Origin of the sequence: Streptomyces sp. NBC_00620 (genome assembly GCF_026341825.1) — a bacterium.
GTDB lineage: Bacteria > Actinomycetota > Actinomycetes > Streptomycetales > Streptomycetaceae > Streptomyces.
The window spans coordinates 1,932,313-1,946,891 of sequence record NZ_JAPENY010000003.1; the positions used below are offsets into that span (position 1 = coordinate 1,932,313).

At 71.4% G+C, this 14,579-nt stretch carries 10 protein-coding genes and 3 pseudogenes; 5 read left to right on the top strand and 8 right to left on the bottom strand.

The window, feature by feature from the left end; translation table 11 throughout:
* The first annotated feature begins 14 nt into the window (after positions 1–14).
* Positions 15–992 carry a helix-turn-helix domain-containing protein gene (locus OG246_RS39700; RefSeq protein ID WP_266474083.1) on the top strand — a complete coding sequence of 326 codons (978 nt, stop codon included), beginning with the start codon at positions 15–17 and terminating at the stop codon, positions 990–992.
* Between the two features lie 70 nt (positions 993–1,062).
* On the opposite strand, the gene OG246_RS39705 is transcribed toward OG246_RS39700, so the two are convergent.
* The 3 genes and pseudogenes from OG246_RS39705 to OG246_RS39715 all read right to left on the bottom strand — a co-directional run bounded on the left by OG246_RS39705 (position 1,063) and on the right by OG246_RS39715 (position 3,730).
* Positions 1,063–1,788: a helix-turn-helix domain-containing protein gene (locus OG246_RS39705; protein WP_323178382.1), complete on the bottom strand. Its 726-nt coding sequence runs from the start codon at positions 1,786–1,788 to the stop codon at positions 1,063–1,065.
* Positions 1,789–2,400: 612 nt separating this feature from the next.
* A pseudogene (locus OG246_RS39710) lies at positions 2,401–2,655 on the bottom strand (PucR family transcriptional regulator); the annotation flags it as partial.
* Between the two features lie 61 nt (positions 2,656–2,716).
* Positions 2,717–3,730 (bottom strand): alpha/beta hydrolase, encoded by a 1,014-nt coding sequence (locus tag OG246_RS39715; protein WP_266474085.1) that lies wholly within the window; start codon positions 3,728–3,730, stop codon positions 2,717–2,719.
* A 252-nt stretch (positions 3,731–3,982) separates the two neighbouring features.
* On the opposite strand from OG246_RS39715, the gene OG246_RS39720 reads away from it, so the two are divergent.
* Positions 3,983–4,807 carry an SAM-dependent methyltransferase gene (locus OG246_RS39720; protein WP_266474086.1) on the top strand — a complete coding sequence of 275 codons (825 nt, stop codon included), beginning with the start codon at positions 3,983–3,985 and terminating at the stop codon, positions 4,805–4,807.
* A gap of 15 nt (positions 4,808–4,822) precedes the next feature.
* On the opposite strand, the gene OG246_RS39725 is transcribed toward OG246_RS39720, so the two are convergent.
* Complete coding sequence (locus OG246_RS39725; RefSeq protein ID WP_266474088.1) at positions 4,823–6,130, bottom strand: YhgE/Pip domain-containing protein; 1,308 nt, start codon at positions 6,128–6,130, stop codon at positions 4,823–4,825.
* Positions 6,131–6,317: 187 nt separating this feature from the next.
* On the opposite strand from OG246_RS39725, the gene OG246_RS39730 reads away from it, so the two are divergent.
* From OG246_RS39730 to OG246_RS39740, 3 genes are all read left to right on the top strand, one after another.
* A complete protein-coding gene (locus tag OG246_RS39730; protein WP_266474089.1) occupies positions 6,318–8,699 on the top strand; it encodes a SpoIIE family protein phosphatase in 2,382 nt (793 codons plus the stop codon).
* Positions 8,700–8,913: 214 nt separating this feature from the next.
* Positions 8,914–9,936: a lysylphosphatidylglycerol synthase transmembrane domain-containing protein gene (locus OG246_RS39735; protein WP_266474090.1), complete on the top strand. Its 1,023-nt coding sequence runs from the start codon at positions 8,914–8,916 to the stop codon at positions 9,934–9,936.
* A 445-nt stretch (positions 9,937–10,381) separates the two neighbouring features.
* Positions 10,382–11,347, top strand: a complete 966-nt coding sequence (locus OG246_RS39740; protein ID WP_266474091.1) for a sugar ABC transporter substrate-binding protein — start codon at positions 10,382–10,384, stop codon at positions 11,345–11,347.
* A 105-nt stretch (positions 11,348–11,452) separates the two neighbouring features.
* Here the strand turns inward: OG246_RS39740 and OG246_RS39745 are convergent.
* The 4 genes and pseudogenes from OG246_RS39745 to msrB form a co-directional block, all read right to left on the bottom strand.
* Positions 11,453–12,166, bottom strand: a pseudogene (locus tag OG246_RS39745) (pectate lyase); the annotation flags it as partial.
* Positions 12,167–12,382: 216 nt separating this feature from the next.
* A pseudogene (locus OG246_RS39750) lies at positions 12,383–12,742 on the bottom strand (RICIN domain-containing protein); the annotation flags it as partial.
* A 252-nt stretch (positions 12,743–12,994) separates the two neighbouring features.
* Positions 12,995–13,957 carry an MHYT domain-containing protein gene (locus tag OG246_RS39755; protein ID WP_266474092.1) on the bottom strand — a complete coding sequence of 321 codons (963 nt, stop codon included), beginning with the start codon at positions 13,955–13,957 and terminating at the stop codon, positions 12,995–12,997.
* Between the two features lie 195 nt (positions 13,958–14,152).
* The gene (msrB, locus tag OG246_RS39760; protein ID WP_266475032.1) at positions 14,153–14,572 is read right to left on the bottom strand and encodes a peptide-methionine (R)-S-oxide reductase MsrB; all 420 of its coding nucleotides are present in this window, start codon (positions 14,570–14,572) and stop codon (positions 14,153–14,155) included.
* Between the last annotated feature and the right edge of the window lie 7 nt (positions 14,573–14,579).

Below are 14,579 nucleotides of genomic sequence, written 5' to 3' on the forward strand. Positions count from 1 at the left end.
TTGCACGGGAGTTGATGGTGTCGTCGCTGTCCGCGGAAAGCTACTTGGTGGAGACGCGGACGACCGGGGAGGTGGATCCGCGCGAGCGGACCGACTTCTGGAGCGAGCACATCGGGTCCTACGAGCCCCAAATGGGCTACCGGTACCCGCGCACCGACAACTTCCGCGGTGAGACGGTCCGCCAGCGCACCGAGGCCTACCAGCTCGTCAGGGTCCGGTCGGACGAGGTCGCGTACAGCAGGTCCGCGCGGCAGGTCCGGGAGGACCCGGACGAGGACTACCGGTTGCTGCTTCCGCTCACCGGCGAGATCGTCGTACGGCAGAACGAGCGGGAGGCACGGCTGACCCCGGGAACGGGCACGCTCGTCTCCTTCGGGGCGCCCTTCGAGTGCCACCAGGACGCGTCCGCGCAGGCGTTCGTCCTCACCATCCCGGCCCACGAGGTGGACGGGCCACTGAACCGCAGGTCGCCGCTGGCCACCAGCCTCGATCTGAGCAGAGGCCTCGGACGCGTGGTGAACTCCATGGTGAGCGACCTGCACGCGGAGCGCGACCACCTCACCGATCCCCAGTTCAACGCCGTCTCCGACCGCGTCGTCGAGCTGTTGTGCATGCTCGCCTCCGCCGACGACCGCCCGGACTCGGCCAGGCATCTCACCGACGTGGAGACAATGGTCCGCCGCTATGTGCGCGAGCACGCCGCCGACCCCGCCCTCACCGGTACGTCCATGGCGCACACCCTCGGCTGGTCGCTGCGCCAGATCCAGCTGGCCCTGCAGCGCGTGGGCACCACCCCCCGCGAACTGATCCGCGAGGAACGCCTGCGCCTGGTCCGCGAGCGCCTGCGGTGCGGTGACTGCGAACATCTGACGATCACCGACCTCGCGTACGCGTCGGGCTTCTCCTCAGCCAGTGCGCTGAGCACGGCGTTCCGGCAGCGCTACGGGGTGAGCCCGCGGGAGATGCGGCACGGCGGGCGGCGTCGGCTGTAGGCCGTCGGTGCCGGAGGAGATCACCGCCGGTGACCGACTTCCGCACGGCCCTCCCCGCCCTGGCGCTCCCCTACCGGACGTCGGAACGCCGGGCGCCCTCCGGGGCCTGACCGGTCTTTGCCGAACGCCGCAACTTCCGTATCGCGAGAGCGAGTTGCAGACGCAGTCGCCCCTGCGGGGAGTGCACGTCCCAGCCGAGGACATGCTCGGTCTGTACGAGGCGTTCCTGGAGCGTCGAGTGATGAACCGTCAGTTCGGCGGCGGCCGCGCGCAGACTCGGCGAGGCGGACACCGCGTGGAGTGTCGCGGCCGCCCAGGGAGCCTCGGCGACGGCCCGTTCCACGGCGAGTTCGTCGGGCACCGGCGGGGTGTCCGGGCCCACCGCGTCCGCGAGCAGCACCAGACCGCCGAGCTCGTCGGCGTACACCGTTCGAGGCCCCGGATCGTGCGCCGTGCCCTCGGCGGTCAGCCGGAGCGCGGTCCTGGCGGCGGCCCACGACCCCGGAAGCCCGTCCGGTTCCACGGCCGGTCCGACCCCGGCCCGCCGCGCCTCGTTCCCCGGCCGTCCGGCGGTCACAATCTCCGCACCGCCCTCGTACAGCGCCAGCGCCCGCACCAACTGTCCCTGCCTCAACCCCAGTTGGGCTGCGGCACGCATCCGGGTGGCACGCGGCGCGGACGCGTCGAGGACCACCTCTACGAGCGCGGGATCGGGAGCCGACACGGCAGCGGGCGCCCAGCCACGCGTCCGCTCCAGAACAGCCCGTACGGCACCGGCGGCCCGCTCCAGGATCATCGCGCGCACCCCGTCGGGCGGGCCGGGGGTCTCCAGCCAGAGAGCGGCCGGGGTCTGCGGGGCCGACGGACGGGCGAGGTCGGGGGTGTCGAGCTGCGCCTGTGGGTGGGTGGCATGGGGAGTGTCGAGCGACGCCTGCGGCGGGGCGGTATCGGGGGTGCCCGGTGACGCCGGGGCGGCGTCCGGGTTCCCCCGCGACACCGGGGCCGGGGCTGCGTCGAGAGAGCCCGGCGACCCCGATGGCGAGACGGCATCGAGGGAGCCCAGCCGCGCCCACGGCCGAACGGAATCCGGGACGCCCGATGACGACGAGGCCGAGGCGACGTCCGGGTTCCCCTGCGACACCGGACTCGGGACGGCATCCGGGTTCCCCTGCGACACCGGACTCGGGACGGCATCCGGGTTCCCCTGCGACACCGGACTCGGGACGGCATCCGGGTTCCCCTGCGACACCGAGGCCGGGCCCGCATCCGGGTTCCCCGGCGACTTCGAGACCAGGCCGGCGTCAAGGGTGCCCAGCCGCCCCGCGGCCGAGGCGGCGTCGAGGGAGCCCGGGGACGCCGCGGCCGGGATGCCCAGCCGCGCCCCCGACCCCGCCACTCCGGAGGTGTCGAGCGACACCCACGGCCACGTCGGATCCGCCGGCCCCCCGGAGTCCTCCCGTCGTCCGTCCGGTTCGACGCGGATTCGGATGCCGCGGCGGTCGTCGATGAGGCGGGCGGGGCAGCCGGAGAGGACGGCGGCGCCGCGTACCAGGGCCTCGAGGCCTACCCGGCCCTCCATCAGACGGTCGAAGTAGGCGATGACCTGTAGCGCGGCGCCCGCGTCCGGGTCGAGCTCCGCGAGGCGTCCTGCCAGCTCTCTCACAGACACCATCCTGCGACCGTGGGCCCGCCCTGCCAACCGTCGGGGGCCGCGAACCGGCCGGTCAGGCGCCGAGGAGCCGGCGCAGCCAGCGGAGCCTGGTCGCCCGGCTCTCCTGGGACAGCGGCACCTGTGGAGCCAGCCCCTCGAAGCCGTGGAAGCCGCCGGGCCACACATGGAGCTCGGCGCGACCGCCGGCCTGCCACAGGCGGGTGGCGTACGCGACGTCCTCGTCGCGGAAGGTCTCCGCCGAGCCCACGTCGATGAAGGCCGGGGGCAGCCCGGACAGGTCGGTGGCGCGGGCCGGGGCCGCGTACGGCGAGACATCGGGTCTGCCGCTCGCCTCCCCGAGCAGCGCGCGCCAGCCCATCTCGTTGGCGGTGCGGTCCCAGACGCCGAGCCCTGCCATCTGGTGGCCGGACAGCGAGTCGTTGCGGTCGTCAAGCATCGGGCACATCAGCATCTGGCCGATCAGCTCCGGCCCGCCGCGGTCCCGGGCCAGCAGGGCGAGGGCAGCGGTGAGCCCGCCGCCGGCGCTGCCTCCGGCGACGATGATGCGGTCCGCGTCGATCCCGAGTTCGCCCGCGTTCCTCGCCGTCCACACCAGGCCCGCGTAGCAGTCCTCGACGGGCGCCGGATGCGGGTTCTCCGGCGCGAGCCGGTACTCCACCGACACCACCACGAGCCCCAGCTCCTCGGCCCAGTCGAGCGCCTCGGGCACCCCCATCCGGTTGTCGCCGACGACCATCCCGCCACCGTGGATGTAGTACACGGCCGGCAACGGTGTGTTCACGCCGCTCGGCCGGCAGATGAGCAGCGAGACGTCCGGCGCCCCCTCGGGCCCCGGTGCCGACCACCCCTCGACCTGGAAGGCGCCGCCGCGCCGCAGGTCCTCGTCCGAGGGCCGCAAGGGGGTCGTGGCCTCCCGCAGCAGAGGAATCTGCTCCAGCGTGAAGGTGGTCGGAATCTGCTCCCTGACCAGTTCCAGGACGGCGGCCAGCTCCGGGTCGAAGGGCGGCGGCGGAGGGACAGGACCGGTGTGTGCCGGTGAAGTGGCGGTCGTCGGCTCGGCAGTCATGACGGCTCCTCGCGCTCCGGTCACTGCGGTGTGACCAGTGCGTTCATGGTGCCCCGAGGACGAACCACCCGGGTACGCGCCGTTCGGCTGGAATCCCCCGCCATGCGGCGGGGCGCCATCCCGTGGTTTCCCCCGCCCACGAGATGACTAGTGTCCCGGGAGACAGCTGCGACGCCTGATGCGCGGGCGCCAACTCCGCGACACGGACGCTCAGTTGACGACGTAGGTCACCACTCGACGGAAGGAACGGCGTTGTCCGACAACCCAGGACCGGCCGGCCGCATCGACACCGAGACCGCGCACTCCGCACGGATCTACGACTACATCATCGGAGGAAAGGACTACTACCCCGCCGACAAGGAGGCGGGCGACGCGATGGCACGGGAGTGGCCCGCCCTGCCGGTGCACATGCGGGCCAACCGCGACTTCATGAACCGCGCCGTGCGCCATCTCGCCCAGGAGGCGGGGATACGCCAGTTCCTCGACATCGGGACCGGCATCCCCACCTCGCCCAACCTCCACGAGATCGCCCAGTCGGTGGCCCCCGAGTCCCGGGTCGTCTACGTGGACAGCGACCCCCTCGTCCTCACCCTCTCCCAGGGCCTGCTGGCCGGCGCGCCCGAGGGCAGGACGTCGTACCTGGAAGCGGACATGCGCGACCCGGCGAGCATCCTGAACGCCCCGGAGCTGCGCGAAACGCTCGACCTCGGCAAGCCGGTCGCCCTCACGGTCATCGCGATCGTCCACTTCGCGCTGGACGAGGACGACGCGGTCGGCATCGTCCGCCGCCTCCTGGACCCGCTCCCCTCGGGCAGCTATCTGGCGATGTCCATCGCCACCGCCGAGTTCGCGCCCGACGAGGTGGGGCGGGTCGCAAACGAGTACGCGGCCCGCGGCATGCCCATGCGGCTGCGTACGCACGCCGAGGCCGGGGAGTTCTTCGAGGGCCTCGAACTGGTCGAGCCCGGCATCGCGCAGGTCCACAAGTGGCATCCGGACGGTGCCGGCAGGGCCGCCGCCGAGCCGATACGGGACGAGGACATCGCCATGTACGGGGCGGTGGCCCGCAAACCGTAGGAGCCGACCGCCGCTTCAGACGGGCCGCGGAGTCAGCCGGTGCAGCCCCCTGCGGTCGTAGTAGCGGGTCATCGCGAAGCCGAAGAGCAGCGCGAGGGCGGTGCCGATCGCGATCCACAGCCAGGCGCGGGTGAGGCCGGCATCCGCGCGCGCGTCGAAGAAGAGGATGGCGCGGACGCCGTCGCTGAGCTGGCGCATGGGCTCGAAGAGGGACAGGAATCGGTAGAAGCCGGGGACGGCCTGCAGCGGGATGGTCGCTCCGGAGGACGGCAGGCCCAGGACGATGAACACGAACATGGACACGAGCTGGCCGATCCCGCCGAACGCGGCGTTGATGGCCTGCACACCGAGTCCGACCGCGAGACTCGCGCAGTAGGAGTAGATCCACAGCAGCGGCAGGTGGGACGCGTCCATGCCGAGGATCGCGACGGTGGCGACCATGATCAAGGTGGTGCTGAGGACGGTGATCCCGGCGGTCATGCCCATCTTCAGCAGCAGCGACTGGGTCCGGCTGATGGGCACGGTCGGGCGGCGGGTGTGCCAGGGGCCGATCTCGGTGTCCGCGTAGCCGAGGGCGCTGTCGACTCCGGTGCCGATGATGTTGGCGCCCATGAAGCCGGCCAGCACGAGCAGCAGGGTGTAGTAGAACGCGGTCAGGCCGAGGCCGCTGTGCTCGCCGATGGGGTGGCCCACCTTGGTGGTGACCGTGACCGGGTCGGCGAGCAGCAGACGCCCGGTGGAGCCGGCCTGTGCGGTGGCGGGGGCCGCCGTCAGCTCCCTGCCGATGGCCAAGGAGGCCTGCTGGGCGGCCTGTTGGGTGATCCTGCTCGCCAGCGAGGAACCGAAGCTGCCCATACCGGGGTTGGTCAGTACGGTGATCCCCGGCCGCGCCTTGGCGTTCGCGGTGGTGAGCGCGGCGACGGAGGCGGTGAAGTCCGCGGGGACGACCAGGGCGCCGTAGATCTTCCCGGAGGCCAGCTGGTCCTGCGCCTGGGCGGTGGTGAGCGTGCGCCAGTCGACCGTGTCGGAATTGCCGGAGGTGATGGACCGGGTGATCTGCGTCCCCAGGTTCTCCTGCTGCCCGGGCAGCGGCTCGCCCCGGTCCGCGTTGGCGATGCCGATGGGCAGGTCGTGCAGCGCGCCGTTCGGGTTGACGATTCCGCCCATGTAGAGCAGGGACAGCAGCAGTGCGAGCAGCCCCGTCAGAACGGTGGGCATCAGCCACAGCTTGGGGCGGCGCAGCAGCCCGGCGGCGCGCGCCTGCGGGGAAGCCGGTGCGGGAGCCGGTGCCGGAGCCTCGTGGTGATCGCTGTCGTCGGCCATGGTTCTCCCTGGGTTCTGGGGCGGCACGAGTGCGTCACGTCAGGATGTGGGCTGCGACGGGAAGGCCCGATCAGCGACTCGCCGGACCTCTGACGACACGCTCCGGGACCACGCCCTGCGCGTCACCGCGCCGCAGATACCGGGACCTGGGTTGATGCGATCACCGGATCGGACCATTCTTGTACATATGGCGACATTGCCGGGCGACAAGGGGCGAGCGGCCACGGCCGGTGACGCCATGGCGGTCGTCGACGTGCACGGCATCGTCACCGGCTGGAGCGAGGGCGCGCGCCTGCTGACGGGGTACACCTCGGCGGAGATCACCGGACGGCCGGTGTCGGACCTGGCGGACACCGATGACGTACAGCGGGTACTGCGGACGGCGGGCGACGCGCTCGTGGACGTACGGCGGCGGGACGGGCAGCGGACCCGGCTGGCCCTGCGGGTGTGCCCGCTGCGGGGCGGGAACGGTGAGCGCCAGGGGTACGTGATCACCGCGGCGCCGGAGCCGCAGGGGCAGGCGCTCGGAGAGCTGGCGTTCCGGCAGTCGTCGATGTCGATGTCCGTCTTCGACACCGAGCAGCGGTATCTGCGCATGAACGACACGGCGTCCCGGATCATGGGCTCGCACGAGGCGGACTTCCTGGGCCGCTTCTTCCCGGACACCGTGGAGAACGCGGAACACAGCCGAGGCTTCCTGAGCCACCTGCGCAAAGTGGTCGAGACGGGCCTGCCGGTGCACTACGAGAGCTGGACGCGCGCGCCCTCCGGGATGCGGATGCACGCCTGGAACACCGAGATGTGGCCCCTGCGGGATGCCGCCGGGCAGCTGCTCGGCGTCGCCCTCGCCGCCTTCGACAGCAGCGAGCAGCACTCCGCACGGCAGCGGCTCGCCCTGCTGAACGAGGCCGCCACCTCCATCGGTACGAGGCTGGACGTCATCCACACCGCCCGGGAGCTGGCCGAGCTGGTGGTGCCCCGGCTCGCGGACTTCGCGAGCGTGGATCTGCTGGACTCGGTGCTCCAGGGCGAGGAGCCGGTCGTCGGCCCGGTGGGCGGCGACGTGGAGCTGCGCCGGGTCGCGCACCACTCCCCTACGGCCGGGGTGCCGGAGGCGGCGATCGACCTGGGCGCGGCTGACGTCTATCCGCCCTCCTCCGCGCCGGCCCGCGCCCTCGCCACCGGGCAGGCGGTGCTCACCCGCACCGGCGACCCGGACCTCGACACCTGGCTGACCCGGCACGCCGAGCGGTCCGCCAAACTGCGGGACTTCGACGCGGGCGACCTGTCCCTGATGGCCGTACCGCTGGTCGCACGGGGTACGACGCTGGGGGTGTCGGTCCTCGTACGGCAACTCACCCCGGTCCGTCCCGATCCCTTCGACCAGGACGACGTGTCGCTGGCCCGTGAGCTGGCCAGCCGTGCGGCCATCTGCGTCGACAACGCCCGCCGCTACACGAAGGAGCGCACCACCGCGCTGGCTCTGCAGCGCAGTCTGCTGCCGCAGGCGATGGCCGGGCAGGCGGCGGTCGAGTTCGCCTCCCGCTACCTTCCCGCGCTGTCGCAGGCGGGAGTCGGCGGCGACTGGTTCGACGTGATCCCGCTGTCCGGGACCCGGGTGGCGCTGGTCGTCGGCGATGTCGTCGGGCACGGCATCCACGCCTCCGTCACCATGGGCAGGCTCCGTACGGCGGTGTGGACACTGGCCGATGTCGACCTGGCCCCGGACGAGTTGCTCACCCACCTGGACGACCTGGTCGGACATCTGGCGGCCGACGAGAACGCGACGACCGGGGAGATCGGCGCGACCTGCCTGTACGCGGTGTACGACCCGGTGTCCCGGCACTGCACGATCGCCGCCGCCGGACACCCGCCGCCCGTGGTGCTGCTCCCGGACGGAGCCGTCGAGGTCGTCGAGGTGTCCGCCGGGCCGATGCTGGGGGTCGGCGGCCTCCCGTTCGAGGCCACCGAACTGACCCTGCCCGAGGGCGCCGTGCTCGCTCTCTACACGGACGGTCTCGTCGAGGCCCGCGACCTCGACGTGGACACGGGCACCGCCGCCCTGTGCACTGCCCTCGCGGCGCCGGCCGGCAACCTGGAGGACGCCTGCGACAACGTCCTCAAGGCCCTGCTCCCCCGGCGCCCCGCCGACGACGTGGCCCTGCTCCTCGCCCGTACCCGCGCCCTCGATTCGGAACAGGTGGCCGTCTGGGACCTGCCCGCCGATCCGGCGGTGGTCTCCACCGCCCGCCAGTACGCCACCGAGCGGCTCACCCGCTGGGGACTGGACGAGGCCGCCTTCGTCACCGAACTCGTCGTCAGCGAACTGGTCACCAACGCCATCCGCTACGGCGGCGCACCCATCCAGCTCCGCCTCATCCGCGACCGCACCCTCATCTGCGAGGTCTCCGACGCCAGCAGCACCTCCCCCCACCTGCGCCGCGCCCGCACCACCGACGAGGGCGGCCGCGGCCTCCTCCTCGTGGCCCAGCTCACCGACCGCTGGGGCACCCGCCCGACCGCCACGGGGAAGACGATCTGGGCGGAGCAGGTTCTGCCGGTCCGGTGAGTTGCGTACGCACGAACTGCTCGACGTCGTAGCCGGAAGCGGCTCGACCGACAGGTCGGGGCTGCCAAGTCGCCCAGCCTCCGACGCCGCTTCGGCTCCCGGACACCCTGTGGTCACGCGGGCGGGGAACGCTCCCCGCGTCCCCTCTTGCCTCGCCTTGTATCCGTCCGACCCGTGACCCCGCGGGACGCGACGCGGAAGGACGACGTGCGCCGTGTCCCAGATCCGGATCGACGAGTTCCCAGGGCCGCTCACCCTGACTCGCTCACCCTCCCCCTCCCCTAGCCCCTCCCCCGCTCTCTCCCCCACACGCCATGTCCGCCTGGCCCTCAGCCTGGTCCCGCTGCTGCTGATCGGTGCGTGGGCCGCCGTCGACTGGCGTGCGATGCACGACGGCACCGCGCGGCTGGCCTCCGCCGACCCCTGGTGGCTGCTGGCCGGGGTGGTGTTCACCTGCCTGTGCTGGGTGGGCGCCGCCGTGACCCGGCAGGGGGCCATCCCGGAGAGGCTTCCGCCGGGGCCGCTGCTCGCCTCGCAGTTCGCCGCCGGCGCGGCGAACCACGTTCTTCCGGCCGGGATCGGCGCTCATGCCGTCACCCTCCGCTTCCTCCAGGGCCGCGGCATATCCCTCGCGCGGGCGACCGCCTCGCTCGCCCTGTACTCGCTGGTCAAGCCGATCGCGAAGATGGTGCTGATCCTCGCGTTCCTGCTCGCCTTCCCCGGCACCCTGCGGATCGGCCAACTCGTCCCGGACGGGCAGACGTTGCTGCTGGTCGCCGCAGGCGTGCTCGTCGGTCTCGCCGCGACGGCCGTGCTTCTGACGGTCGTACGCCGGTTGCGGCGCCCGCTGCTCGAGTTCGTCCGCACCGCCCTCACCGACGCGCGGATCCTGCACACCCGGCCCAGCCGGGTACTCGCCCTGTGGGGCGGGGCGGCCGCCTTCCCCCTGTTCCAGGCGGGCGTGCTCGCCTCGGTCGGGGCCTCGCTCGGTCTGCCCCTGCCCTGGCCGCACGTGGTCTTCGCGTATCTCGCGGCCAGCGCGGTGGCCGGAGCCGTGCCCGCGCCGGGCGGCATCGGGCCGGTGGACGCGGCGCTGGTGATCGCCCTCGTGGTGTTCGGCGCGCCGATGACGCTCGCCACGGCGAGCGTCATCGGCTATCGCGTACTGACGGTCTGGCTGCCCCTGCTGCCGGGCGCGATCGTGCTCTCGGCCCTGGTACGCCGAAAGGTGCTGTGAAGCCCCACGGCGCGGCACCCGCCTGAAGCCGCTCAGGCCGCTCGAACGGCTCAGACCGCTCAGGCCACGCCCTTCACGGGTCGCACGCGCCGACCCTGCTCATCGCGGTCGCAGGATGCTTGCGTACGACATGGCGGTGGCCGCCGCCCCGGGCGTCGCCGAAGGACGAGGCGCGGTGTCTGGTGACACCACCAGGCACCGCGCCTCCGTGCGGTCTGGACGCGGTCTGGACGCAATTCGAATGCACTCCGGATGCACTCCGGATGCACTCCGGATGCACTCCGGATGCGCAAGTTCACTTTGCGTTCCGCGAAGGGTGAGCCTCGTCCGCGCGGCGGTACCGTCAGCCGCCGTCGCACAGCTTCCGGCTCGCGTTACCGGACGGCAGGCATCCGGGCAGTCGCGAATCGAGCCGCTTCCGCCCGCCACGAAGGACGGTCTTCCCATGCCCATGTCCACCCGGCCCCGAAGAGCGCTGGCCGCATCGGTCGTCGGCACCACCCTGGTGCTGAGCGGCTGCGGAGCACAGTCCCAGTCCCGCACCGCTTCCGGCCCGCTCGCCATCGGGTTCGTGAACGGTTCCGACACCGCGTTCCACACGTGCCTGCGCAAAGCCGTCGAGGAGGAGGCCACCGCCCAGCGCGTCACGCTCTACACGGCCAACTCCCGTCAGGACCCCGGCACCGAGCTGTCCAACATCCAGGACATGATCGCGCGCGACGTCGACGCGGTCATCGTGCAGACCGTGAACGTCGACGCGCTCGAGGACGACATCGCGAAGGCCAAGAAGGCGGGCATACCCATCTTCCTGACCACTTTCGTCCCCGAGGACACGGCGGACCTCCTCGGGGCGGTCGTCGTCGACCTCAGGAAGGTCGGGGAGCTGGACGCCGACTGGGTCGCCAGGGACGCAGCAGGACGGCAGGTGGAGGTCGGCGTCATCGCCGGAGCACCGGGAGCCGCCTCCGACCTGCTCACCTCCGGCTTCAGCGAACGGCTGCCGGCCAACGCCGAGGTGGTGGCGACGGCGCCCGGCATGTTCGACGCCGCCAAGGCACAGGGTGTCGCCGCGAACATGATCGAGGCTCATCCGGACCTGCGGTACGCGTTCGTCGCCAACGAGGAGATGGCCTTCGGCGTCCGCAAGGCCTTCGACGCGGCGGCCGCCGAGGACGTCAGGATCGTGACGGTCAACGGCACCGACGAGGGCCTGGCCGCGCTCAAGGACGGACGCTTCTCCGCCACGGTCACCAACTCGGCGATGCGCATCGGTGAGCTGGCGGTGGAGAACACCGTGGACCTGCTCCGCAAGTACAAGGAGGTCGAGAAGATCACCGAGCTGCCCATCCGCCTCATCACCGAGGACAACACGGAACTGGCCCCGATGTACTGCCCGTCGAACGACTACTGAGCGCCGGTCGCCCGGCGAACGGGCGGCCCCGGGGCCTTCACCGCCACGACGACGATGAAGGCCCCCTCCGATGAAGGCCCCCTCACGCAAACCGACCGGAGTGGCTCACGAGTAGGTGATGCCCGAAGCGCTGTAGCGGCAGTACGTGCCGTCCGGCCCGCTGCCGAGCGAAGGCGGTTCGGCTCCGGTGGAGTTGCCCTGGAAGCGCTCGCACACGGTGATCTTCTTGCTGCTGTCGCCCACGATGGTCACACCCGAAATCGTGGCCGTGTCACCGTAGTTGGAGTTGATGCCGGCCAGTACCTTGCCGGGGCTGGTCGCCTTGACGTTGCTGATCACGACATGGCGTTCGTACTGGGTCTTGCAGTTGCCGCACGAGCGGTAGAGCTTGCCGAAGTCGGCGACCTGGAAGTTCTTGATGGTCAGCGTGCCGGCGCCGTTGTGCTGGAAGACCTTGTCGTCCGCGCCCTTCGCACCGCCTCCGTCGACGAGATAGGTGGCCGAGGCCGACTTCCCCTTGAAGGTGGCCGCATCCTCGCCGACGTCCTCCCACCACACGTTCTGCAGGGTGCAACTGCCCAGGCAGTGCACGCCGTCGGCGGCCGGTGCACCCAGGACGACGTTCTTCAGCACGGCACCGTCGGCAAGCTCGAACAGCGGTCCCTGGTCCTCGTCCTGGCCGGCGCTGCCGAGGTCGCCGGAACCGTAGAAGCGCGCCAGGCCTCCGTCGTAGGTACCGGAGACCGCGATGGTGGCGGTCACCGCCTTGCCGCCGGTGACGGTGGGCCAGGCGCCGAGCGTGGTGCTGCCGGAGGAGGAACTCGCCGACGCGGTGGCGGACTTGGTCGCGGAGACCGACGCCGAAGCCGAAACCGCGGGCGACTTCGACGCGGAGGCCGATGACGTCGCCGACGGTGAGGCGGTCGGGGACGCGGTGCGCGACGCCGATGCGGAGGCGGAGGGCGTCGGTGAGGAGGAGGCGTCCGCGGCCTCCAGAGTCCAGCTCTTGCCGCTCGCCTTGTCGCAGGAGTTCTGCTGCGCCAACTCGCCCTTGAGGTTGAGGCACTTGGCGCTGGCGACGTTGACGAGGTGGAACGCCGACCCCAGTTCGGTCAGCTTCCACACCTGCGAGTCGCCGCCGTCGCAGTCCTGCTGCTGTACGGCCTTGCCCGCCGACGTCGAGGCGCCCTTGACCCCGACACACAGCGCGCCGGACGCGGTCGTGACGGTGAACCCGCCGTCGGAGTCGTCGAGTTGCCAGGTCTGCGCGGCGCCGCCCGCACACTCCGCGGCCGCCAGCTGCGCGCCGCTCGACGGCGCCGTCAGGCAGGTACCGTCGGCGCCGTTGACGATCCGGTACGTCCCCGCCGCCGGGCCGGCCGCGGAGGCCGACATCAGGACCCCGGTGGTGATCGCGCCGCCGGTCAGGGCCGTGGCCAGGGCCGCGACCAGGACACTCCGCCGCCGGTTGTTTCTCCTGCGCCGCGACCGGCGCGGTTTCGCTCTCTCGCTCACGTCGTCACTCTCGTTCGGAAGTTCGGGCTGCCCGTGAGTGGTCGCCGGGCGCGCAAGGGTTGCCGCGAATCCGGAACGTCTTCGGGCACCCCGCCGCGAGAGAGGAACGGCAGGGCGGTCGCAGCCGGGCCGCTACCGGGGACGCGGCGGCGACGAGCCCCGGTTGTGCGTACGCCGACCGGTGTCGGCCGGCGCCTCGAAGTAGGAGTCGGGCTGACCGGACCAGCGGGCCGGGGCGCGGTACGGGGCGCCTGACGGCGCACGGGACGGGGCACTGGACGGCGTACGGGACGGAGCGCCTGACCGCGTACGGGAAGGCGCGCCGGACGGGCCCCGGCGCGCGGCAGGACCGCTCCAGTCCCCGTCGCCCAGGACCAGCAGCGGGTCGAACATCACCACCACGCCCGCCAGCACCAGGAAGATGACCGGGCCGATCAGCATGGGGAGCAGGAGCGAGTAGGCGGACCCGCCGGCCCAGGAGCCGCCCTTGCTGTGGAGGTGCACGCTGACGGCCGCCATGCCCGTGTAGTGCATGCCGGTCACGGCGATACCCATGATGAGGCTGGCTCCCAGGCTGGCCAGGAAGCCGCGGATCGTGACCGCCGCCCAGAGCGCGGCGGTCGCGGCGACGATGGCGATCGCCACGGACAGCCCGACGGTGACCGCGTCGTACCGCAGACTCCCGTTCAGGCGTATGGCCGCCATACCGACGTAGTGCATGACCGCGACACCGAGACCGGTGAACGTCCCTGCAGCGAGCAGGGCCTTCGTGCTCGCGCCGTAGCGGCCGACCGCGAAGACACCGAGGCCGACCACGAGTATCGCGACGCCGAGACTGAGAATCGTCAGGCCGACGTCATAGCGGAGGCGTGATTCCTCGACCTGGAAGCCGATCATGGCGATGAAGTGCATCGTCCAGATGCCACACCCGATCGATGTGGCTCCGAGCGCGAGCCAACCGGGCTTCCACGACTGCTCGTTGCGCAGGGACCTGGTGATACAGCGCAGCCCGAGCGCCGCCCCCAGACATGCCATGACGTAGGCGGTCACCGGTGTGACCAGGCCGTAACTGAATCCGTCAACTGTGCCCTGCATATGCCAACATCCCCCCGGAATACGGCCGTTGTGGGGGACATGTGTACGTGCCATGACCGCATGGAGCAAGTCATTCCGGCCGATTGGCCATTAACTTCTTGTCACAACCACATCAACCACATCAAAGGGACCGGCGCGAACGTTCGCGCCGGTCCCGGAGGGCATGATCAGAATGCGGCCGAAGCGACCACGGAATTACGGTCGGGCGTCAGGCGCGTCAGGCGCCAACCGCAGCGAGATGCTGTTGATGCAGTACCGCTGGTCGGTCGGGGTCGCATACCCCTCACCCTCGAACACGTGCCCAAGATGCGACCCGCATCGAGCACACCGCACCTCCGTGCGCACCATTCCGAGCGAGCTGTCCTGGATCAGCTCGACGGCGTCGGTGTCCTTGGGGTCGAAGAAGGACGGCCAGCCGCAGTGCGACTCGAACTTCTCGCCGGAGGTGAAGAGCTCGGCCCCGCAGGCACGGCAGGAGTAGACGCCGGTCGTCTTGGTGTCGGTGTACTCACCGGTGAACGCCGGCTCCGTGCCCGCCTTGCGCAGCACCTTGTACTCGGCAGGGGTCAGCTCGGCGCGCCACTGCTCGTCCGGCTTCTCGATGTCGTACGACATGTTGCTC

Excerpts from the sequence above, each read along its gene's own strand:
- OG246_RS39740 (WP_266474091.1), top strand. The coding sequence starts at position 10,382 with ATGCCCATGTCCACCCGGCCCCGAAGAGCGCTGGCCGCATCGGTCGTC.
- OG246_RS39730 (WP_266474089.1), top strand. The coding sequence starts at position 6,318 with ATGGCGACATTGCCGGGCGACAAGGGGCGAGCGGCCACGGCCGGTGAC.
- OG246_RS39700 (WP_266474083.1), top strand. The coding sequence starts at position 15 with ATGGTGTCGTCGCTGTCCGCGGAAAGCTACTTGGTGGAGACGCGGACG.
- OG246_RS39715 (WP_266474085.1), bottom strand. The coding sequence starts at position 3,730 with ATGACTGCCGAGCCGACGACCGCCACTTCACCGGCACACACCGGTCCT.
- OG246_RS39725 (WP_266474088.1), bottom strand. The coding sequence starts at position 6,130 with ATGGCCGACGACAGCGATCACCACGAGGCTCCGGCACCGGCTCCCGCA.
- OG246_RS39705 (WP_323178382.1), bottom strand. The coding sequence starts at position 1,788 with ATGATCCTGGAGCGGGCCGCCGGTGCCGTACGGGCTGTTCTGGAGCGG.
- msrB (WP_266475032.1), bottom strand. The coding sequence starts at position 14,572 with ATGTCGTACGACATCGAGAAGCCGGACGAGCAGTGGCGCGCCGAGCTG.
- OG246_RS39755 (WP_266474092.1), bottom strand. The coding sequence starts at position 13,957 with ATGCAGGGCACAGTTGACGGATTCAGTTACGGCCTGGTCACACCGGTG.